This window comes from Megasphaera vaginalis (ex Srinivasan et al. 2021) (genome assembly GCF_000478965.1).
Taxonomy (GTDB): domain Bacteria; phylum Bacillota; class Negativicutes; order Veillonellales; family Megasphaeraceae; genus Megasphaera; species Megasphaera vaginalis.
Genome location: NZ_AWXA01000003.1, coordinates 1 through 20,719, shown reverse-complemented (window position 1 = coordinate 20,719; position 20,719 = coordinate 1). Strand labels below are relative to the sequence as shown.

The following is a 20,719-nucleotide window of genomic DNA, read 5'->3' as shown; positions in this document are numbered from 1 at the left end:
ATAAATTTTATTTTTCTATTGTGTTTTTCCCTATTTTCGATTATATTATTAAAAGAGAAACAAATTTGCTCCTAAGGAGGTGTCTAAATTGAGTTTGGGTAAATTGATAAAGAAATTTCGTGAACTAAGGAGAATTACTCAAAAAGCATTAGGGGACAGAATCCATTTAGATGATGTAAGAATAAGACAATACGAACTTGATATTCGTACTCCTAAAGATGATGTCTTGGAAAATATTTCCGCTGCACTACATGTAAACAAAGAATATTTGAAAGAACCTGATTATCCTTATACGGAACATGATTTAATGCGGTTTTTATTTAAGCTGGATGACAGCATTGAAGTGAAAATCCGTCCTGTTATTCTAAATGATGAAGATCCCGACTACACTACCACAGGCATATATTTCGGTAGCGAAGCTATTCTCAGAATCCGCAATATGCTTGAACAGTGGCAGAAAATGAAAGAAAAATATGAGAATAATGAAATTACGAAAGAAGCCTTGCAGGATTGGAAGGCAAACTATCCTGACAGCCTGAAAAAAGATTACGTTCCTTTTGAAGAAAGCAATGTGAAATTCTATAAAAAAGGCATAACCGCTAAGATTCCACCGGATATAAAATAAGTACAGAAAAAAGCACATAGCTGAAAGATTTTACTCTTAAAGTCATGTGCTTTGTCTTTTATATTGTTCGAAGATTTAAACGAAACCGGGATTTATCCCTCCCTATAAATAGGAAGTTGTTTTACACTCTGTTTCCACTTTCATCAAAGGTATTCTTTAAAGCTTTTTCAGTAGATATCATAATTACAACAAAACTTATCATTTGAATTATTGTAATACCAAGTCCTATCCACCCTATCCTATCAATTGACTTACTAATCACTGTAGGCATAATTGCAATTGCCAATATCAACGAAGGAAAAAACATATATAGCGACATTCTTGCACAATATTTTTGTGCAAAATCCCATGTATCTTGATTTTTCATAGACCGTTTCGTTCTATACCCACTTGCATTATGAATCGTTTTGAACTTTGGGCATAAATACCAAGTTAATAATAACGCAGCAGGTATTAATAATGTAATAATGAACATAAAGATCCAAAATCCCATATTTACACCTCCTCTACAACTTCAAATATACCATTATCTACTTTCCACAAAAGCCTCCCTCCAAAACGATGGAAGGCTTTTTAAACAATTCATCTAAATTCAACAACTCCCTTTTGAACCTGCTTTTTCAACTTTTTAGTATCAAAACAGTATCACTCAAGAGTTTTTTACACCGTTCAATCGGTAAAATTCACTGTTTTCAACGGTTTTGTAACAGTAACATATTCGCTTCTGTTATTCCCACTCAATCGTCGAAGGCGGTTTACTGGTTATGTCATAAACAATGCGGTTAATGTGTGATACTTCGTTAACAATACGGCCGGAGATGGTGTCGAGGACGTCATAAGGGATGCGAGCCCAGTCGGCGGTCATGAAGTCTGTCGTCGTGACGCCGCGCAGGGCCAAGGTATAGTCGTAGGTACGGAAGTCGCCCATGACGCCGACGGAGCGGTTATTAGTGAGAACGGCAAAGTACTGGTTGATGGAGCGATCCAATCGGGCCTTGGCGATTTCTTCGCGGAAGATGGCGTCGGCATCACGGAGAATGGCGAGTTTTTCTGGCGTAATTTCCCCCATGACGCGAATGGCGAGGCCAGGCCCCGGAAACGGCTGCCGCCAGACGAGATAGTCCGGCAAGCCGAGTTCGGCGCCAAGTTCGCGCACTTCATCTTTAAAAAGGTTGCGCAGCGGTTCGATGAGACCTTTAAAATCAACGACTGCCGGCAGGCCGCCGACGTTATGGTGACTTTTGATAACGGCGGCATCGCCGGTGCCCGACTCGATGACGTCGGGATAGATCGTCCCTTGGGCCAGAAAGTCAACGGCGCCGATTTTACGGCCTTCATCCTCAAAGACGCGGATAAATTCTTCGCCAATAATTTTTCGTTTCCGTTCCGGATCGGTAATGCCCTTCAGTTTGCCGAGAAAGCGCGCCGACGCATCGACGCGGATAAAGTTCATGCCCGAATGCCGGAAAGCGGCTTCCACTTCGTCGCCTTCATTTTTGCGCATTAGACCGTGATCGACAAAGATACAGGTCAGTTGACTGCCGACGGCTTTAGAAATCAGCGCCGCCGCCACGGAACTGTCGACACCGCCGGAGAGCGCGAGAACGACTTTACCGTCACCGACCGTTTCACGGACATTGGCAACAGCGGCCTTGGCATAATTGGCCATCGTCCACTTGCCGCTGCAGCCGCAAACTTCGGTAAGGAAGTTACGTAACATTTCCTTGCCATGTTCCGTATGCAGGACTTCCGGATGATATTGCATGGCATAGAGCCGCCGTTCCGTATGTTGCATGGCCGCAACCGGACAGTTTGCCGTATGCGCGATAATTTCAAATCCCGCCGGAATGGATGCAACGTAATCTGTATGGCTCATCCAGACGATCTCTTCGGCAGACAATCCCTTGAACAAAGGCGATGCCGTATCGACATCTGTCGGCGTCTTGCCGAATTCGCGCAATTCCGCCTGCTCTACCACACCCCCCAGGGTCTGTGCCATAAATTGCATGCCATAACAGAGGCCGAGAACGGGAATCCCCAAATTAAATACTTCTTCACTGATTTTCGGCGCCTTTTCTTCATAGACACTGGCCGGGCCGCCGGTAAAAATAATGCCTTGGGGCTGCAATTCCTTAATCTTATTTACAGCCTTCCCATAAGGATATACTTCGCAGTACACGTGATTTTCTCTGACGCGCCGCGCAATCAGCTGATTGTATTGGCCGCCGAAATCAACAACGATAATAAGTTCTTCGCCCTTCATTGCAAGCCTCCTCTTTACATCTCTCAAACGATATTTCATTATACCATGAAAAAAGCGGCAATGCCTAGCATTGCCGCTTTTCTTCCGTTATCTCCAAACGGCGCCGTCACTTATTTCAGCGATTGTCAACCCGTTCAGGGACCAGATCGTGTCCAGACAGACGTTTCCAAGCGATATCTTCCCATTTCGTTCCCGCCTTGCCGTAATTGCAGTAGGGGTCAATGGAAATCCCGCCGCGTGGCAGAAAACGCCCCCATACTTCAATATAACGCGGTTCCATACAGTTGATGAGATCTTTCATGATGACATTAACACAGTCTTCGTGAAAGGCGCCGTGATTGCGGAAAGAAAACAGGTACAGCTTCAAACTTTTGCTTTCAACCATCTTCACGTCCGGCACATAGGCAATAGTCAAAGCCGCAAAATCAGGCTGTCCCGTTATCGGACAGAGACTGGTAAATTCGGGACAGTTGAATTTAACGAAGTAATCATGATCACGGTGCTTGTTGATAAAAACTTCCAGCACATCGGGATTGTAGGCCTTTTCATAGGCCGTATGCCGACTGCCGAGTCGTGTCAACCCTTCCGTATCGTTCATGGCGTTCTCCTTTCCACCGCCGGATCAACGGCGCCGTTAGCAGCAAAGGCCGCCGCCCGTTCCCGACAGGTGCCGCAGACGCCGCACGGCACTTCGCCGCCGGCATAACAAGACCACGTCCGTTCATAAGGAACGTTCAAGGCCAGTCCCTGTCTGATGATATCGCGCTTATACCAATGCAGAAACGGAGCCACAACGCGAAGCTGATGGCCCGATCCGGCCCAAATGGCGGCGCTGATACCGGCCTGAAACGCCGGCGAGCAGTCGGGATAAGCGAAACCGGCGGCATCTTCCGCATGGACACCGTAATAAAGAAGGTCACACCCTTCACTTAAAGCGACACCGGCGGCAGCCGAAAGAAAGAGGCCATTGCGAAAGGGAACGTATGTCGCTACCGGCTTTTCTCCTCCTGTCGCTGCAATCTGTTCTGCATACGTGGCCTGTGGCACAGCTTCTGTCGATTGCTGCAACAATGCGCAATTGCTGTATTGAAAAACGGCGTCAAGATTGATTTCCAAGTGCCTGACCCGATAGTAATCGGCAATTGACGCTGCCGCGGTCAGTTCCTTCCGATGCTTCTGTCCGTAATATATGGATAAGGTGATGACGTTATCGCTGCCGTGTTCCGCAACGGCCATGGCCAGGGCCGTCGTCGAATCGATGCCGCCGCTAGATAGAACAAGTGCTTTCAATGTTCCGCCTCCTGAGCTTTTATTTCAAATACAGCTGCAACGCTGTTTCCGTCTTGAATCGTCCGCGCAGTTCCGCCGTGCAGGTTTTCGTATTCGTCTTGCGGATACCGCGGCAAGTCACACAACTGTGCCGGCCTTCAATCAGAACGGCAATATCCTGACTGCCCGTAATTCGGGAAAGAATGTCGGCTATATCCGCTCCGATTCGCTCTTGCAGCTGAAGCCGCCTGCCGGCCATGTCGCAGATCCTGGCGATCTTGGACAAGCCGATGACCATGCTGCCGGGAATATAGGCGACAGTGGCCTTCATGTCGTACATGAGTGCCAAATGGTGTTCACAATACGAAAAAAACTCAATATCCTTCATGACGACAATGCGATCTTTATCTGCCGTCATCGCTGCTGTCACATCGTTATCGTCTGCAACGGCAAAAGTCTTAGCAAAAAGCGCCGCTAACTCCTGATTGGAATAATTCATGCCGGCAAAAACCTCTTCATACATATTGGCAACACGCTGCGGCGTTTCCTTCAGCCCGGCGCGGTCCGGATCGGCGCCGAGGGCCGCTAAAATCCCGCGAACATGCACCGCAATAGCTTCCTTGTCAATCATCCCTATACACCTCGCATATCAGGCGGCCAAATCATTTTGTGCAGCTGCAATTGCAGTCTCACACCGTTCCATCTCTCGCGGCTCATATACCGAACGATCCGTTTCGGATCAATACGGCCGAAAACGGGACTGATATAGACAGTGCACCGCTCAGTCAGTTCATGGCGGCGGATAACTTCCCCGGCGCGCTTCAGATCCTCTTCCGTAGAAGCAACAAACTTGACGGCATCACCGGGCCGGAGACATGCAAAATTTTCAAGCACCATCCGCTCTTCACAGCCGCTGCCGGCCAATTTATAATCCAATGTAAAGTACGGTCGCCCTGCCGTACAAAAGGGAGCCAACGGAACGGCGCCGTTCGTCTCCACTTCCACCTGACACGACGTCCTCCTGTCAAAAAGCTGCAAAAGCGTCGCCATTTCCTCTTGCAGCAGCGGCTCACCGCCTGTAAGCGTCACATTGGTAACGCCGGCAGCGAGAACATAGTCCGTAATCGCTTCAGGTGTCAACTCTTCATATGGGCAATCCGCTTCATTGGCCCAACGCGTGTCGCAATAAGAACACGCCAGATTGCAGCCTTGAAAACGGATAAATACGGCCAACGCCCCGGCACGGGGCCCTTCGCCGTTAATGCTGATGAATTTCTCTGCTACTTGCATTCAGCTCTCCTGTATAGACGGCACAGTTATTCGGCGTTTCGTACACTTTTACGGCCGTCACGGCTACTCCTCGCGCCGTCAGAAGCGAAAAAAAGTGAGCGGCAAAGTTTTCTGCCGTCGGCCTGAACGGAACTTCCGTCAAAAGCATGGACTCTTCCCGCAAAGCGGTAAGCGTACGTTCCCGAAGGGAATCTTTTTCGTAAATCAGCGAATGATCCAGTTTGCGACAAATATCTTTCAGCGCTGTCCGCAAAACGGCAAAATCCATGACCATGCCGCGAGTCTGTTTTTCCTGTTGCAGCACGCCGCCGGCCTGTGCAATCACACGCCAACGATGACCGTGAATATTGCGGCATTTTCCATCATAATCACGAAGAAAATGCGCAGCATCAAAGCATTCTTCACATTCCAAATAAAACATCTTTTTCTCCTATAAAAAAGAGCCCTGCAGCAACGCAGAGCTCACCGTTTTGTGGCAACAAAACGACAATAATGCCGGGCGTCCTGGTTTTGTTTAGGGACAGGATGGCACGAACGAACTGTCCATAATAATACACAGTTTTAGTCTACATGGGACAACGCATTTTGTCAAGTAAGGCCCTCCGGCGGCAAGATAAGCTCAGCAGGGAAACTCCAGTTTGATAATCTGTCCGTTCTTTACGGTCTGACTGGAACGAAATTGCCGCATATATTCCCGATCGGCCATCCCTTCCTTCGCCGCGACGAGTAAAAGATTGCGGATAAATTGCGCATGCGTAAACACGACGATAAACGATTCTTTCCGTTCCCGCAGTCTTTGCAATGTCTCCCGGATGCGGCAAAGAAGCTGGCTGTAACTTTCAGCGCCGCTGCCGTCACAGTAATCGGGATCCATTGCCCGCCAATACGCCACTACTCGAGGACGCCGCTGGACCGAGGTCGTACCGACGCAGGTAGCCGGCGCCAAATAGACGAATTCCCGCACACTGTCCCATATTTCCCTTTTTGCAGCCGGCCATTTTTGCAGCGTCGGCGCCGCCGTTTCTCTGGCGCGCAAATATGGCGACGTAATGATCAGTTCCGGCTCGGGAATGTTGTCGCTGACTGCCGACGCCTGTTCTCTTCCCCGCAGGGAAAGCGGTATCGTTTCATGATCATTTGTTGCTTCTCCCGCATTGGCCAGGCTTTCACCGTGACGAACAAACCAAATTTCCTTCATCTTTTTCCTCTCCCTTGCCGTTTTCTTTTTCATTATAAAACAAAAATGAGGCGCTGCAAATGCAGCACCTCATTTTGTAAAGGTAGGCGTATTTTTATTACTGAAACAGAAGACTTATTTTCCTGCTAATTCTTTATATGTTGCATATTTATCTTTTGCGTAGGCTTCGGCTTTCGAGAAGAGTTCTTCAGCCATATCCGGGAAGGTACGCGTTAACGCGGCATAGCGCGTTTCACCCATGAGGTAATCGCGGAAGGAACCGGTCGGTTCTTTCGAGTCGAGAATGAACGGGTTCTTCCCTTCTTCGGCCAGCATCGGATTATACCGATAGAGATGCCAGTAACCGCATTCAACGGCACGTTTCATTTCTTCCTGCGCCTTGCCCATGCCGCAGCTGAGGCCATGGTTGATGCAAGGCGAATAAGCGATGATGATGGACGGGCCGTCATAGGCTTCCGCTTCTTTGATAGCCTTGATCATCTGATTCGGATCAGCGCCGAGAGCGACCTGCGCAATGTAGATATGACCATAGGACATGAGGATACGTCCCAGATCCTTTTTGTTCGTCCGCCGACCGGCAGAAGCGAACTGCGCAACGGCGCCGATCGGCGTAGCCTTCGAAGACTGTCCGCCGGTGTTGGAATATACTTCCGTATCGACGAGCATGATATTGACATTGACATTCATGGAAAGAACATGATCCAAGCCGCCGTAGCCGATATCATAAGCCCAGCCGTCGCCGCCGTACATCCAGATCGTCTTCTTCACGATATGTTCTTTATGGGCCAAGAGATAATCGCGGATTTCTTTCGCTTCCCCGCTGAGGTTGGCATTGACCAAGGCGGCAATCAAAGCCTTGCTCGTTTCTTCCGTCACTTCCCCTTCATTGCTGACGCCGTACGATTCCAACCATTTTTTAGCCGCTTCGTGAAGCGTTCCGTCGACGAGGGGCATGAGTTTTTCAACGTGCAGCCGGATAGCGGCGCGCTGCTGATCCATGGAAAGGTACATGCCCAAAGCAAACTCGGCATTATCTTCAAATACGGAATTGGACCAAGCCGGACCACAACCATTTTCATCGGTCGTATAGGACAAACTCGGCATTGCGGAACCCCAAGCCTGCGTACAGCCCGTTGCATTGGCAATCAGCATCCGATGACCGAAGAGCTGCGTCAACGTCTTCATATACGCCGTTTCGGCGCAACCTGCGCAAGCGCCGGAGAATTCGAGGAGCGGCTTATTGAACTGGCTGCCTTTGATCGTGAATTTATCGAGCCCCGTTTCTTTCTTGCTCAGGGTCTGCGCATAATCCCAGTTGACGCTTTCATGGCGCTGTGTATCGAGCGGTTCCATGACGAGCGCCTTATCCTTGGCCGGACAGATATTGGCACAGGTGTAGCAGCTGTAACAGTCGAGAGGCGAAACTTGGATGCGGAAACCGTATTTTTCCAATCCCTTACCGATGGCCGGTTTAGTTTCAAAACCTGCCGGAGCGTTCTGCTGTTCCGTTTCATCAACCAAATACGGGCGAATGGCCGCATGGGGGCAAACGAGAGAACAACGGTTACATTGGATGCAGTTTTCACGGATCCACTTCGGAACGACGGAAGCGATGCCCCGTTTTTCATACTGCGTCGAACCTACCGGATAGGAACCGTCCGCATAGGGAACGAATTCGCTGACCGGAATATCGTCGCCTTTCTGGGCATTGGAAGGCGCGACAATCTTCTGAATAAATTCGGGCAGATCACTGCCTGCCGCCGTTTTTTCATCGTCCGGCAGATCGAGCCAGCTAGCCGGAACTTCGACTTTTACCATGCCGTCCAAGCCGCGATCGACAGCCGCCTGGTTCATGGAAACGATCTTGTCCCCTTTGGCCATATACGTCTTGTAGATGGCGTCTTTCATATGCTTAACGGCATCATCGATAGGCAAGATATTGGCCAGTTTGAAGAAGGCCGCCTGCAGTACCGTATTCGTCCGGTTGCCGAGACCGATTTCACCGGCAATCTTCGTGGCATCAATGATGTAAAATTCGATCTTTTTCTTGGCGATCTGCCGTTTTACTTCATTGCTTAACTGTTTTTCCAGTTCTTCCGGCGTCCAGCTGCAATTCAGGAGGAACGTACCGCCGTCACGAATTTCGCCGACAATATCATAGGTCCCCATATACGCCTGCTTATGGCACGCCAGGAAATCGGCAGCTTTAATGTAGTATGTGGCGCGAATCGGGTTTTTACCGAAGCGGAGATGGGACTTCGTAACGCCGCCCGATTTTTTCGTATCATATTCGAAATATGCCTGTACGTACATATCCGTGTTATCGCCGATGATCTTGATGGAGTTCTTATTGGCGCCGACAGTTCCGTCGGAACCGAAACCCCAGAACTTACAGTTCACCGTCCCTTGCGAATCAACGGCAAGCGGAACATCGGGAATAGACAGATGGGTTACATCATCATTCAGGCCGACGGTAAAATGCATCTTCGGATTCAGCGAATCCATATTCTTGAATACGGCATTGATCGAAGCCGGCGCTACGTCCTTCGAAGACAACCCATAACGGCAAGCCAGGATATCAACCGGTTTAGCGACATGTTTCATTGCGGCGCAAACGTCTTCATAAAGCGGTTCGCCCAAGGCGCCCGGTTCTTTTGTGCGATCCATGACCGTAATCGTGCGGACCGTGTCCGGCAATTCCTTCAGGAAATGTTCCAGCGAGAAAGGACGGTAGAGATGTACCTGGAGATAGCCAACCTTCTTCCCTTGCGCCATCAGGGCATCTATAGTTTCCTGAATAGCGCCGGTAGCGGAACCCATGGCAACGATAACATGTTCGGCATCTTCGGCGCCGTAATAATTGAAGAGCTTATACGTTCTGCCCGTCAGTTCACTGATCTTGTTCATATAGTCTTCAACAATATACGGCAGTCTGTCATACCAGAGATTGCTGGCTTCTTTCGACTGGAAATACATATCCGGATTGGTAACGGTACTGCGCATAACCGGATGTTCCGGATTCAAACCGTGATGTTTGAAATCGTAAAGAGCGTCACGATCAATCAGCTTAGCCAATTCTTCTTCAGGCAACATGTAAATTTTTTGGATTTCATGAGATGTGCGGAAGCCGTCAAAGAAATGCATGAACGGCACGTGCCCTTTAATCGCCGATAAATGGGCGACAGCCGCCAAATCGGCACATTCCTGAACGCTGGCGCTGCAAAGCTGTGCCAATCCCGTGTTGCGACAGCCCATGACATCCGAGTGGTCGCCGAAGATAGACATCGTATGCGTGCCGACTGTACGAGCGGCAACGTGCAGCACCACCGGTTTCAACTGGCCCGAAAGACGGTGCAGCACCGGAATCATCAACATCAGGCCTTGTGAAGCCGTAAACGTCGAACAGAGACTGCCGGCTTCCGAAGCGCCGTGAACAGCGCCAATAGCACCTGCTTCCGACTGCATTTCAACTAATTTTACCGTTTGTCCGAATAAATTTTTCCGCCCTTTAGCAGACCAGACATCCACGTGTTCTGCCATCGGCGATGACGGGGTAATCGGGTAAATCGTCGCAACTTCCGTAAACGAATACGCTACGTCCGCTGCCGCTTCATTACCGTCAAGGGTCTTAACGATCTGTCGTACCATATAAACCACTCCTTCAGCTTAAATAATTACGCAAATACGTAGAACGTTTAACTAAATTATAAACGTTTATAGTATACTTGTCAAGAATAATTGCATTGCTTATTTCACATAAGTGATTTGGAAATAAACTTGCAAGTATACGAAAAATCACAGATCAAACATAACTGACACACTCTCCTTTCCGTAACACAAGAGGCCTGCCGCAGCCTTGCTGCCAACAGGCCTCTTACTGAACGATCCGACCTAGCTGAAAGCCAGGAACGGTGAAATAACCAACAGAATGCCGATCGAACTGATCGTGCACAACTTCCAATCACGATAGTGTTTGAACTGCGGCGTCTGCATGACCAAGTAAACCGGCATTAAGCAGCCGAGAACCCCCATTAACGGGCTTAACAAAGTCGTAAAGGTCAAGGCCGGTGCATTGAGCGCAATAGCCCCCCACGAAACGCAGACACAGAAGACGCTGATCCCGTATTTAATCATCTTCTTGTTAACGCTTTCTTCCTTCACATACCGCAGCAAGACATTCATGGCAATGCCGTAGCAGGAATCGCGGAACGAAAGGAATACCGAAAAGAACGCCGTTACGACGGCAAAGATGTTAAGTATCAGACTGAGAATCCGCACTGCCGCACCGTCCATACTCTTCGCTGCCATGGCCAAGGACGAAATATTGGCTTCGTAAGCAGCGACAGCCTGTTCATGACCGACGGCAATATTGAAGGAGAGTGCATAGAAGACGACGACAGTCCACAACGTCCAGAAGGCGATTTTCATGACTCGCATGGAACGATAATACGCCAAGACTTTGTTATCCGATTTGGCGCGGTACGAAATGACGACCGGACTGATGCCGATGAAGAAGGTAATCGAAAGAACCGTCAGCGGCAACATAACGATGCTGTTTTTAATCAAGTAAGTAACAGACGGGAACTCGCCGATATTGCCGAAATTCCAATACTGTACCATGACGACGCCGAAGAAAGCGATGACGAGCAACTTCGTTAACACCATACCGGACGATACTTTAAAGAGCAACTTTTCTCCTTGCGACGCAATCAAAACGAGACAGCAGATAACGGCCAACCCGTAGAAAATGTTGTCAGACAGCAACGTTTCCGTGACGCCGAAGGTCTGCAAAAAGGACGCGCTGTCGTTCGTTAGGGCCGTCGAATAGAGGAAAATGACGATCGTCGTAAAGACAAAGTAGAGGAAGCCAAGGAAAAAGCCCCAATTTCGCCCTAAGTACCCTGAAATGATACCGGCAAAGTCTTCACACTTATCGGAATTAGCCATAATTTGTATGTATAATTTCTGAAACTGGTACAAAATGGGATATCCGATCGCTGCTGCAACGATATACACCCACAACCCGACTAAGCCTACTTGCAACGGCAGGAACACGATACCGGCACCGATAGCCATGCCGATACACATAATAATCCAACCTAAATCCATTCCTGAAAATTTGGAAGCCTTCTTCCATTCTTCCAAGGTCATACCCGCTTTTTTTGCATACTCAAGTGATGACATACGTGAAACCTCCTATGTATAATTTTCTCCATGTACTACATAAACACTGCTCTTCTCCCTTTTTAAGTTAAACCTGCTATTTTTTTACTTGCAAAAAACAGTATTTTTATTCCTTTCATAATTTTTCTATACGGCCGTTTCTTTTAACTAAATTTTAAGTTACAACGTTTTACTTGTCAATATACACGAGGTTCTTGTTATGTATAAACAAGATTGATTGTATTCGTTTTTAGAATTATTGTATATATCAATCATAAAATTTTATGTTAAACGTTTTATTAAAATTGATATTTTTCAACGTATATTTTATATATTATTACATTTTATCGGTTTTATAATATTAACGAAATTCCTTAAAGATGGAAATAAAGCAAAAAAAACACAGTCCTATGACAGAGGACTGTGTTTTCTGTTTTCTTGAAAGGCAATACACCTTGTTTTAATACCACCGCGTCATCGGCAGATCATTGTTGCAGCCTTTCGTCATCAAGACTTGATGCAAGTCGATATTGCCGATATAGAAAGCAACAGCACAGCCGCAAAGATATAAATCCCACATGCGGACAAATTCGCTGCCGCGTTCAGCCTCCACCTGATCATGAACCTTTCGAAAATTATCATACCAGCATAATAATGTTTTATAATAATGGCGCCGCAAGCTTTCCACATCAAGAACACGGAATTCCGTATCATAAGCGAGATCGATGATTTCCCGCAAAGACGGTAAGGTGCCGCCGGGAAAAATATACTTGCGCATCCACGGATTGCTGACGAGCTCATCAAGGCCACTGATGTAGTGCAGCAAGAACAAGCCGCCGTCGACTAAAAGATGCTCTGCCGTTTCCATATAAGTCATGTAGTTGGAACGGCCAACATGTTCCAACATGCCGACACTGACGATACGGTCAAATTTCCACTTCGTCTCCGGTAAATCCCGGTAATCGGCCAATTCGATCTGTACCTGCTCTTCAAGTCCCAGTTCCCTGATCCGTTCCTGTCCCTTATGCCATTGTTCCCTGCTTAGGGTACAACCATACCCTCGAACGCCATATTTCTTTGCCGCTTCAATGAGCAAATATCCCCAGCCACAGCCAATATCCAGTAAACGCATGCCCTTTTCCAGATGGAGCTTTTCCAAAATATAATGGACCTTTTGCTGCTGCGCCATCTCCAACGTATCCGCGTCGCCCTTAAAATATGCGCATGAATAGCTCATGGACGGGTCAAGCCACAATTGATAAAAGTCATTGCCCAAGTCATAATGTGACGAAACCTGCTGCTTTTGACTCCCCTTGGATTCCGATTGGAATAAAAGTCCTTTCAATCCTTTTCGGTCAAGAGAAAAGCGGTCATTTTGCTTCAACATGCATTTCAACGCCGTAAATAAGTCGCCTTCAATATCGATATCCCGACGCATGTACGCTTCTCCCAAAGCCAATGATGTCGAAGCAAGCAAGTCCTTCTTAGGAATATCTTTGTTGACAACTAACGTAAATACCGGCGTTCCTTCACCGATCGTGTAGGTTTCGCCATGGAGACGAACGGAAAAACAAAATTGATCAAAGCGGTGAAGATAATGGATAAAAAAACTATCTAACAAATGCATAGACACTCCTCCTTACTCCGTCTCCGCCAAAGTGCGGACGACATTTTTCAAAACCATTATCGTCGTCACGGCGCCGACACCTCCGGGAACAGGCGTAATGGCGGCGGCTTTTGCCGTCGCCGCCGTAAAATCCACATCGCCTACAGTTTTACCGTCAATCCGGTTGATGCCGACATCGATGACAACGGCGCCAGCGGCAATCATATCGGCAGTCACAAAACCGGCCCTGCCTACGGCGGCAATGAGAATATCCGCTTCCGAGGCCAGCACCGCCAAATTCTTCGTCCGAGAATGACAAACCGTTACCGTCGCATTTTGCTTTAAGCACAGCTGCGCCAACGGTTTGCCGACGATATTGCTGCGGCCGATAACGACCACGTGTTTTCCTTCCAAATCAATTCGGTAATACGCCAAAATAGCCATAACGGCCTGCGGCGTACACGGCACAAAAGCGGGCTTGCCCGAGAAAAGACGCCCCATGCTCCGTTCCGTAATCCCGTCGATGTCTTTTTCCGGCGCAATATACTCACTCAGCTTTGCCTCCGAGAGATGCTCCGGCAACGGCATCAAAAGAAGAATCCCTTTAATCTCATCGGCAGCGTTGAGTTTTTCCAGCAACGCCGCTACCTCTTCCGCCGCCGCAGACGCAGGCAGTTGATAGGGCTGAAACGGCAGACCGACTTCAACGGCGCGGCGTTGCAACGCCGTACGGTACAGCGCCGACGCCTTGTCGTCCCCGATCTGCACTACAGCCAAACACGGCAACGCTCCTTTTTTTCCCAACGCTGCCAGGCCTTTGATCAGCTGTTCTTTTTCAAAAGCGGCAACACACTTACCGTCCAATACGCGCATCTTTTCTCCTATCGCATAAACGTAACGAAAACATCACTGCCGGGCTCTGCATACGCCTCTGCCGGCGGGTCCTGATAAACGGCATTGCCGCTGCCGTTAGGGACAAACCCCAGTCCGGCGCGATTCAGCCAATCATTGACTTCGCGGTTGTTCCAACCGATAAATGACGGCAAGAGGATCCCCTGGTCCGTTGTTTTCACGTCCGGCATCGTTCTCGTCTTTTTCTGCTCCGTATCTCTCGGAATATTCCCGCTGTCAATCGATCCAGACGGTGCGACGCCTTTGAATCGCACAATGTCCGTCATCATTTCTTTAAAGACCGGAGCCGCGACTTGCGCTCCGTAGTACGTGCCGTTCGGATTATCGACGACGATCAGAACGACATACTGCGGATCTTCCAGCGGCCCGAAACCGATAAAGGAACCGATATACTGCCCTTCAGCGTAGCCCGTTCCTTCCGCATTCAACCGTTGCGCCGTTCCTGTTTTACCACAGAATTGATACCCCTCTATTTTTGCGTTCTGGCCGCCGCCTGACGAAATTTCTTCCGCCATGATTTTGCTGATGGCACGACTGACGTCTTCCGAAATAGGCTGTCCCACTTCTTCCGGCTCCGTCCGCTTGTAAACGGAACCGTCGGGATTATCGACTTCTCGGATAACGAACGGCTTCATCATATGTCCACGATTGGCAATAGCGCCGAATGCCTGCACCATCTGCAAAGGCGTAACGGCAATACTTTGCCCGATAGCCATTGTCGCTTCATCAATATTGCTCATTTTGTCAGGATCAAAGAGGATTCCCTCGCCTTCACCGGGAAGCTCGATACCGGTCGCTTTACCGAAACCGAATCGCTTGGCATAGTCCGTCAAGATTTTACCGCCTGTATGAATGCCGATATTCGCCATCCCGGTATTGATTGAATACATGAGTATTTCTTTCAGCGTGACCTTCCCCATGCCGGCATCGTCCCAATTATGAATCGTCCTGTCGTCGACATCAATATAACCGACATCATCGTACGTATCGTGAAGCCCCCATTTTCCGGAATCGACGGCAGCCGCCGCCATGATCGGCTTGAAAGTGGAGCCCGGTTCATAAAGATTGACAACGGCCCGGTTTTTATATGCCGCCGGCGAACCTTTTCCGAAATCATTGGGATCGAAATTCGGTCTGCTTGCCATCGCCAGTATCTCTCCCGTCTTGGGATTCATCACGATGATCGCCGCTCCTTCAGGGTGATTTTCCTTCATGATGCCGTCTAGGCCCCGTTCGGCGACAAACTGTATCGTCGTATCGATCGTCAGATGCACGGATCGTTCCTGGTCGGGCAACACCTGTGCCAAGGCGGATTCCAAAATAGGTATATTATTTCTGTCCGTCGTCAGACGTTGATTTTTAATATCGCCGCGGATATCTTTATCAAGGACCATTTCGATGCCGTCCAAGCCGTGATCGTTATCTCCGACGAAACCGATCAGCTGTGCTGCCAACGTTCCGTTCGGATAATACCTGCGGTTTTCATCAATAAAGCGGAGACCTTTCAAATTTTCCTTGCGAATGACCTCCTCAAGGGCCTTATATTTATCATGATCCATAGTCCGATCCAGCCAAACGAAAGCCGTATCGCGGGAAAGACGCTCCGTCAGTTCGGCTTCGGAAAAGTGCGAATACGGCGCAATATATTTGGCCATTTCTGCCGGCGTTTTTTCGATCATCGTCGGGTCGGCATACAGTGATTTCGTCACTTCGCTGATAGCCAGAATTTTCCCGTCCCGGTCGAGGATCATGCCGCGCGGCGACTGCAATTTGCGGTCTTCTTCCGTCTGCGCATCGGCGCGCTCCGCCAATGAGCCGCCCTGAACGATTTGCAGCCAGCCCAGACGCCCGGCGATGAGACAGCAAACGATGAGCAGACAGCGTCCGCAAAAACTGATCCTCTTCCGTATTTTCTTATGATGTGAATCGTTTGTATTAAGTAACATATTACGTTTCCGCTTTCTCTTGTCGTTTCAGCCATTTTTCGGCAGCCTGAAACAGCGTTTCGGCATCGTTATCCAACTCGTTGCTCTGCACGCGGAGCAGCAGGTTTTTCAAGCAGTTGCCGGTCAACTTGCCGCAATGCGACGGCAAACGCCGATCATAAGCGAGATCCCGCGTACTGACCGGCATCTGGCAGGCAAGATCGGCCAGAAAACGGCCGAACTCCGCTGTGCCCGCCGTTTCCGCCGCCGCGCGGCCGCAGCCGATGATATCAGCGCAAGCCAGCGCAGTCGCCTGCTCAACGGCTTCCATCAATTCGGCCGTCCTCTTGAACGGCCCTTGCTGCGCTTCACGGCGCAGCCATTTATGCAGATCGCCTTGCCCCGTATTGGAAAAATAATGAAACTTCATGTGCGTCTTTACCAGCCAAGAAACCCGTCTGATCAAGTCCGGCGACTTCTGCCAACGCCGTAAAATATCGACGGCCATAGCGGCCCCGCAGGCATCGTGACCGTAATCGGTCAATCTGCCGTCGTGCCTGCCGCGAATACCGAGCAGTCCCTTCGCCACATCATGAAACAACGCGCTATACCGCACCGTCAGCGACGGCGGCGTATGCGCAACGACGGCCAGCGTATGAACCCAGGCGTCATAGGCGTGAAAAGGACGGGACTGCGGCGTCTGCGGCAGATGCGACAACTCTGGCAAGATCGGCACCGGAAGATAGACGCCGTTTACCTTCTGCCGGCAAGAACAGTCGCCAAGTCCGGACCGAACGAGAATATCCAATCCCTTGTACGCCGCCGGCGTTACCAGGAGACGGTCAATCTCGCTGACAACCCGCTCCAAAGAAAGACCGGACACGCGGTCAAAAGCCGCCGGCATCGCACGCTGCAATTCTTTTACAGGTTGAAAGTCCAACTGACCGGCAAAACGGCAGGCGCGAAAAAGACGCAGCGCATCTTCACGGAAACGACGCTGCGGCTCGCCGACAGTAACCAATCGTTTTTTCTTCACATCATTCCGACCGTTGACATAATCATAAAGATGGCCGTCCTTATCCATTGCCATGGCATTAACCGTAAAGTCACGGCGCAACACGTCTTCCCGCAACGAATCGGCATACCATACACGTTCCGGGCGGTGGGAATCGCCGCCGTAAGACTCGCCGCGAAAGGTTGCCGTTTCTATGACCTTGCCGTCGACGACCAATACGGTGACAGCGAATCGTTCACCACGGATTGCCGCAGTATGCCACCCCTGTTTCGCCACAATGCGCCGAATTTCTTCCGGCCTGGCCGCCGTCGTCAGATCATAGTCATGAGGTTCCCGACGCATGAGCAGATCACGAACGGAGCCGCCGACAACATAGGCTTCAAATCCGGCATCATTTAATGCCGTCAAAACCTTTCGTACAGATTGATCCACTATCGTCCGCCTCCTCCGTTCGCCCTGCCGGCTCAGTGTCTACCTGTTATTATACCATTGCTGCCTGAGAAATAGCCAGTTTTTTTGAATATATGCGCGCCGGGGACAAAGCTTCTCGTCGTCGAATATCCGAACATTTACTTTGCGCTGCAAATAGTCCGTGTTATACTAATACACATAACCATATGACAGAGGAGGTATATATGGATACAGGGCTGATTCATATTTATTACGGTGACGGCAAAGGCAAAACGACGGCAGCCGTGGGCTTGACCGTCCGCTGCGCCGGCAGAGGCGGCAAGGTACTCTTCTGCCAATTTTTAAAAGAAGGGGAAACGGGAGAACTCACGATCCTGAAAAAGATACCGTCCGTTTCGATCCTGCGCGGAAAAGGCTGCGAAAAGTTCACCTTTCAAATGTCGCCGGAAGAATGGGAAACGGCACGCCGCCTGCAAGCGGAGCTTTTTCGTACGACCGTCTGCCGCTGCCGCGACGAAGGCTTCGATATGCTGGTACTTGACGAAATCAATATTGCCTGCCGACTCGGCCTGTTATCTTCGGAAACGGTGCTGTCCTTCTTGCAGACGAAGCCGGAAAAACTGGAAGTCGTCATGACCGGCAGAGATCCGTCAGCAGAACTCATCGCCGCTGCCGACTATGTCTCGGAAATCAGAAAGATTCGACACCCCTATGACCGGGGGATACAAGCTCGCACAGGTATTGAGGATTAACAGAGAAAGGAAAACCTACCGATGGCACTCCATATACAACAAGCCGTTGCAGAAACAAAAGACAAGATGGTCTTTCTGCGCCGATATTTTCACGAAAATCCCGAGCTGTCGCTGCAAGAGACGGAAACCTTAGCCGTTATTAAAAAGGAATTGTCCCTTTACCATATTCCTTATACGCACGTAGAAAACGGCGGCATCATCGCCGTCCTGCAGGGAAAACAACCGGGCCGCACGCTGCTTCTCCGCGCCGATATCGATGCGCTGCCCATTGAAGAGAATCCCTGCAATCTCTCCGGCCGGCGTATCTGCATCTCCCGTCGCCACGGCGTCATGCATGCCTGCGGTCATGACGGTCATACAGCCATGCTGCTGGGTGCGGCTAAAATTCTGTCCGAACACAGAACCGATTTTTCCGGCACCGTCGTCTTCATGTTTGAACAGGGAGAAGAAGAGTCCGGCCCGCTGGAGAAATTACTCCATTATCTGAAAGAAGAAAGCGGTCTCCATATCGACGGCTGCTATGCCACACACGTCCGTTGGGACGTCCCGACGGGAAAAATCGCCATTTTAGATGGCGCTCCTATGGCAGGCGGTTTCGGTTTTAAAATCAAAATCACTGGCAAAGGCGGTCACGGTTCACGGCCGGATTTGGCCAAAAGCCCGATCGACTGTTTCCATGCCTTCTACAATGACCTGCAATCTCTGCGAATGCGCATCGTCTCGCCGCGCCAGTGCCTGGCCGTCTCACTCGGGTCCGTACACAGCGGCGAAGCATTAAATGTCATTCCTGCCGAATTGGTCTTCTCCGGAACCTGTCGTTTTTTCAGCTACGAAGACGGCGGCCGTCAATTTTATGAAGCCTTTTTGTCGCTGTTGGAAAAATCCTGCGCCGTCTACGGTTGTACCTATGAAATTCTCCACTTGCCGAAACCACTTTTTGAAGTGCGCAATCAGCCGCAATGCACGGCTATCGCCCGTCGCGCCGCCATAAGCTGCCTCGGCCAGGACGCCCTTGGTGACTGTGAACCGTGGATGGCCTCGGAAACCTTCGCCATAACATCGCGGCTCTATCCTGGCGTCCTCGTCTTCACCGGTATTGCCAACGCCGAAAAGGGCAGCGGCGCCAATCACCACACGCCGGAATTCGATTTGGATGAAGACGGGTTATCGTCCGGTCTGATGATGTGTCTCGCTTATGCCGTTGCGTTTTTAGCGGACAAAGCCCCTCTTGATTTTACACCTTGCAATGAATCGCTCGACAGTCTTGCTGCAAGAAATATTTAATCGCCCCGAAAGGATGGACAACTGCAAATGATTTACGTACTCGCTTCTATCGGATTTGCCTATTTGCTGAATCGCATTATCGGCGATTTTCCCATCATCCCGAAGACGCCGGAAATGCAAGTCCGTTTCGTCGCCTTTTTGGAACGTCATTTTTATGATTCTGCAAAGACGTCAAAAACGCAAACGGCGCAAGGCACGATAGCGTTATGCCTCGGCATAGCGGTATCCTTTTTTCTTCCGGTCATCTTCATCTTCTCGCTCTATTACGTTTATCGAGGCGCCGACTGGATCGCCCACACCGTTTTGTGCTGCCAGTTGTTGGGGATGCACGCCATCCGGAAAGGGGCGGACGACATCTTCAAGGGAATCCATTTTGAAGATGTCGATGCGGCCAGAACCGGATTTACAAAATTGACCGGTTTGGATGCGACCTCTCTCGACAACACTGCCCTTATTCGTGAAACGGCCCTTCATATTTCCGACCAGTCGCTTGTTTCCGTAGTGGCGCCGCTCTTTTTTATGTGCATCGGCGGCGCGCCGCTGGCCTTTCTGTATGCCTTTGTCAACACGGCGGCCGCCAGGGCTGCGCGCATGCCTGACCGCCATGCCTTCTATAAAAGCGTCCTTTTCCTTCATAAGTGGCTCCTTGCCGTCCCTGCGCGATGCTGCGGTGCCTTCATGATTTACGCCGCCTATCTATGCCGTCTCGATGCCAAGCGTGCCATTGCCGTCCTGCGCCGTGATCACGCACTCCGTTTCAATGAAGGGTACGCGGAAGCTCCTGTTGCCGGCGCCATAGGCCTGCAGCTCGGCGGTCCGCGCCGCTTCGGTTCCCTCTTCTTGGAACGCCCCCCTATCGGCGACGACGCCAGAGATCCGGCAGATATGCAGATAAAAGAAGCAAAAGATATGATGTATGCCGTCTCCATTTGTGCTTGGCTAGTCTTCCTGATTCTTTCGTGGCTCTGTTTCGTTCACTGACGATATCGTAAAAAAAAACTCTACT

At 49.8% G+C, this 20,719-nt stretch carries 18 protein-coding genes; 4 read left to right on the top strand and 14 right to left on the bottom strand.

What is annotated here, in order from left to right:
* The first annotated feature begins 88 nt into the window (after nucleotides 1-88).
* Nucleotides 89-625: a helix-turn-helix domain-containing protein gene (locus HMPREF1250_RS00210; protein WP_023052562.1), complete on the top strand. Its 537-nt coding sequence runs from the start codon at nucleotides 89-91 to the stop codon at nucleotides 623-625.
* A gap of 121 nt (nucleotides 626-746) precedes the next feature.
* On the opposite strand, the gene HMPREF1250_RS00205 is transcribed toward HMPREF1250_RS00210, so the two are convergent.
* The 14 genes from HMPREF1250_RS00205 to HMPREF1250_RS00135 form a co-directional block, all read right to left on the bottom strand.
* Nucleotides 747-1,118, bottom strand: a complete 372-nt coding sequence (locus tag HMPREF1250_RS00205; RefSeq protein WP_036242117.1) for an SdpI family protein — start codon at nucleotides 1,116-1,118, stop codon at nucleotides 747-749.
* A 234-nt stretch (nucleotides 1,119-1,352) separates the two neighbouring features.
* The gene (gene guaA / locus HMPREF1250_RS00200; protein ID WP_023052569.1) at nucleotides 1,353-2,888 is read right to left on the bottom strand and encodes a glutamine-hydrolyzing GMP synthase; all 1,536 of its coding nucleotides are present in this window, start codon (nucleotides 2,886-2,888) and stop codon (nucleotides 1,353-1,355) included.
* Between the two features lie 115 nt (nucleotides 2,889-3,003).
* Nucleotides 3,004-3,486 carry a preQ(1) synthase gene (gene queF, locus HMPREF1250_RS00195; RefSeq protein ID WP_023052557.1) on the bottom strand — a complete coding sequence of 161 codons (483 nt, stop codon included), beginning with the start codon at nucleotides 3,484-3,486 and terminating at the stop codon, nucleotides 3,004-3,006.
* On the bottom strand, nucleotides 3,483-4,178 hold the full coding sequence (locus HMPREF1250_RS00190) for a 7-cyano-7-deazaguanine synthase (protein ID WP_023052567.1): 696 nt from the start codon (nucleotides 4,176-4,178) through the stop codon (nucleotides 3,483-3,485). The genes queF and HMPREF1250_RS00190 overlap by 4 nt, the downstream gene beginning before the upstream one ends.
* A 19-nt stretch (nucleotides 4,179-4,197) precedes the next feature.
* Complete coding sequence (gene folE, locus HMPREF1250_RS00185) at nucleotides 4,198-4,788, bottom strand: GTP cyclohydrolase I (RefSeq protein ID WP_023052573.1); 591 nt, start codon at nucleotides 4,786-4,788, stop codon at nucleotides 4,198-4,200.
* Nucleotides 4,789-4,790: 2 nt separating this feature from the next.
* Entirely contained in the window at nucleotides 4,791-5,447 is a 657-nt protein-coding gene (queE, locus tag HMPREF1250_RS00180; RefSeq protein ID WP_023052564.1) for a putative 7-carboxy-7-deazaguanine synthase QueE, read from the bottom strand.
* Nucleotides 5,416-5,868: a 6-pyruvoyl trahydropterin synthase family protein gene (locus HMPREF1250_RS00175; protein WP_023052566.1), complete on the bottom strand. Its 453-nt coding sequence runs from the start codon at nucleotides 5,866-5,868 to the stop codon at nucleotides 5,416-5,418. Before HMPREF1250_RS00175 ends, queE begins: the two co-directional genes overlap by 32 nt.
* A 198-nt stretch (nucleotides 5,869-6,066) precedes the next feature.
* Nucleotides 6,067-6,645, bottom strand: coding sequence for a histidine phosphatase family protein (locus tag HMPREF1250_RS00170; RefSeq protein WP_036242115.1), 579 nt, complete (start codon nucleotides 6,643-6,645; stop codon nucleotides 6,067-6,069).
* A gap of 114 nt (nucleotides 6,646-6,759) precedes the next feature.
* Complete coding sequence (gene nifJ / locus HMPREF1250_RS00165) at nucleotides 6,760-10,293, bottom strand: pyruvate:ferredoxin (flavodoxin) oxidoreductase (protein WP_023052580.1); 3,534 nt, start codon at nucleotides 10,291-10,293, stop codon at nucleotides 6,760-6,762.
* Between the two features lie 243 nt (nucleotides 10,294-10,536).
* Nucleotides 10,537-11,829: a serine transporter gene (locus HMPREF1250_RS00160; protein WP_023052568.1), complete on the bottom strand. Its 1,293-nt coding sequence runs from the start codon at nucleotides 11,827-11,829 to the stop codon at nucleotides 10,537-10,539.
* Nucleotides 11,830-12,268: 439 nt separating this feature from the next.
* Entirely contained in the window at nucleotides 12,269-13,435 is a 1,167-nt protein-coding gene (locus tag HMPREF1250_RS00150) for an SAM-dependent methyltransferase (RefSeq protein WP_023052575.1), read from the bottom strand.
* Nucleotides 13,436-13,447: 12 nt separating this feature from the next.
* Entirely contained in the window at nucleotides 13,448-14,287 is an 840-nt protein-coding gene (locus HMPREF1250_RS00145) for a bifunctional 5,10-methylenetetrahydrofolate dehydrogenase/5,10-methenyltetrahydrofolate cyclohydrolase (RefSeq protein ID WP_023052577.1), read from the bottom strand.
* An 8-nt stretch (nucleotides 14,288-14,295) separates the two neighbouring features.
* Complete coding sequence (locus HMPREF1250_RS00140; RefSeq protein WP_023052582.1) at nucleotides 14,296-16,272, bottom strand: penicillin-binding transpeptidase domain-containing protein; 1,977 nt, start codon at nucleotides 16,270-16,272, stop codon at nucleotides 14,296-14,298.
* A gap of 1 nt (nucleotide 16,273) precedes the next feature.
* On the bottom strand, nucleotides 16,274-17,698 hold the full coding sequence (locus HMPREF1250_RS00135; protein ID WP_023052572.1) for a CCA tRNA nucleotidyltransferase: 1,425 nt from the start codon (nucleotides 17,696-17,698) through the stop codon (nucleotides 16,274-16,276).
* Nucleotides 17,699-17,901: 203 nt separating this feature from the next.
* Here HMPREF1250_RS00135 and HMPREF1250_RS00130 point away from each other — a divergent pair, with 203 nt between their 5' ends.
* Genes HMPREF1250_RS00130 through HMPREF1250_RS00120 form a run of 3 tightly spaced genes read left to right on the top strand, consistent with a single transcriptional unit; the run spans nucleotide 17,902 to nucleotide 20,694 of the window.
* Complete coding sequence (locus HMPREF1250_RS00130; protein WP_023052571.1) at nucleotides 17,902-18,429, top strand: cob(I)yrinic acid a,c-diamide adenosyltransferase; 528 nt, start codon at nucleotides 17,902-17,904, stop codon at nucleotides 18,427-18,429.
* A gap of 21 nt (nucleotides 18,430-18,450) precedes the next feature.
* Nucleotides 18,451-19,713, top strand: a complete 1,263-nt coding sequence (locus HMPREF1250_RS00125) for a M20 metallopeptidase family protein (protein ID WP_023052574.1) — start codon at nucleotides 18,451-18,453, stop codon at nucleotides 19,711-19,713.
* Nucleotides 19,714-19,740: 27 nt separating this feature from the next.
* Nucleotides 19,741-20,694 (top strand): cobalamin biosynthesis protein CobD/CbiB, encoded by a 954-nt coding sequence (locus HMPREF1250_RS00120; RefSeq protein WP_023052578.1) that lies wholly within the window; start codon nucleotides 19,741-19,743, stop codon nucleotides 20,692-20,694.
* Nucleotides 20,695-20,719: the final 25 nt, after the last annotated feature.

Excerpts from the sequence above, each read along its gene's own strand:
- HMPREF1250_RS00205 (WP_036242117.1), bottom strand. The coding sequence starts at position 1,118 with ATGGGATTTTGGATCTTTATGTTCATTATTACATTATTAATACCTGCT.
- guaA (WP_023052569.1), bottom strand. The coding sequence starts at position 2,888 with ATGAAGGGCGAAGAACTTATTATCGTTGTTGATTTCGGCGGCCAATAC.
- queF (WP_023052557.1), bottom strand. The coding sequence starts at position 3,486 with ATGAACGATACGGAAGGGTTGACACGACTCGGCAGTCGGCATACGGCC.
- folE (WP_023052573.1), bottom strand. The coding sequence starts at position 4,788 with ATGATTGACAAGGAAGCTATTGCGGTGCATGTTCGCGGGATTTTAGCG.
- queE (WP_023052564.1), bottom strand. The coding sequence starts at position 5,447 with ATGCAAGTAGCAGAGAAATTCATCAGCATTAACGGCGAAGGGCCCCGT.
- HMPREF1250_RS00175 (WP_023052566.1), bottom strand. The coding sequence starts at position 5,868 with ATGTTTTATTTGGAATGTGAAGAATGCTTTGATGCTGCGCATTTTCTT.
- HMPREF1250_RS00170 (WP_036242115.1), bottom strand. The coding sequence starts at position 6,645 with ATGAAGGAAATTTGGTTTGTTCGTCACGGTGAAAGCCTGGCCAATGCG.
- nifJ (WP_023052580.1), bottom strand. The coding sequence starts at position 10,293 with ATGGTACGACAGATCGTTAAGACCCTTGACGGTAATGAAGCGGCAGCG.
- HMPREF1250_RS00160 (WP_023052568.1), bottom strand. The coding sequence starts at position 11,829 with ATGTCATCACTTGAGTATGCAAAAAAAGCGGGTATGACCTTGGAAGAA.
- HMPREF1250_RS00150 (WP_023052575.1), bottom strand. The coding sequence starts at position 13,435 with ATGCATTTGTTAGATAGTTTTTTTATCCATTATCTTCACCGCTTTGAT.
- HMPREF1250_RS00145 (WP_023052577.1), bottom strand. The coding sequence starts at position 14,287 with ATGCGCGTATTGGACGGTAAGTGTGTTGCCGCTTTTGAAAAAGAACAG.
- HMPREF1250_RS00140 (WP_023052582.1), bottom strand. The coding sequence starts at position 16,272 with ATGTTACTTAATACAAACGATTCACATCATAAGAAAATACGGAAGAGG.
- HMPREF1250_RS00130 (WP_023052571.1), top strand. The coding sequence starts at position 17,902 with ATGGATACAGGGCTGATTCATATTTATTACGGTGACGGCAAAGGCAAA.
- HMPREF1250_RS00125 (WP_023052574.1), top strand. The coding sequence starts at position 18,451 with ATGGCACTCCATATACAACAAGCCGTTGCAGAAACAAAAGACAAGATG.
- HMPREF1250_RS00120 (WP_023052578.1), top strand. The coding sequence starts at position 19,741 with ATGATTTACGTACTCGCTTCTATCGGATTTGCCTATTTGCTGAATCGC.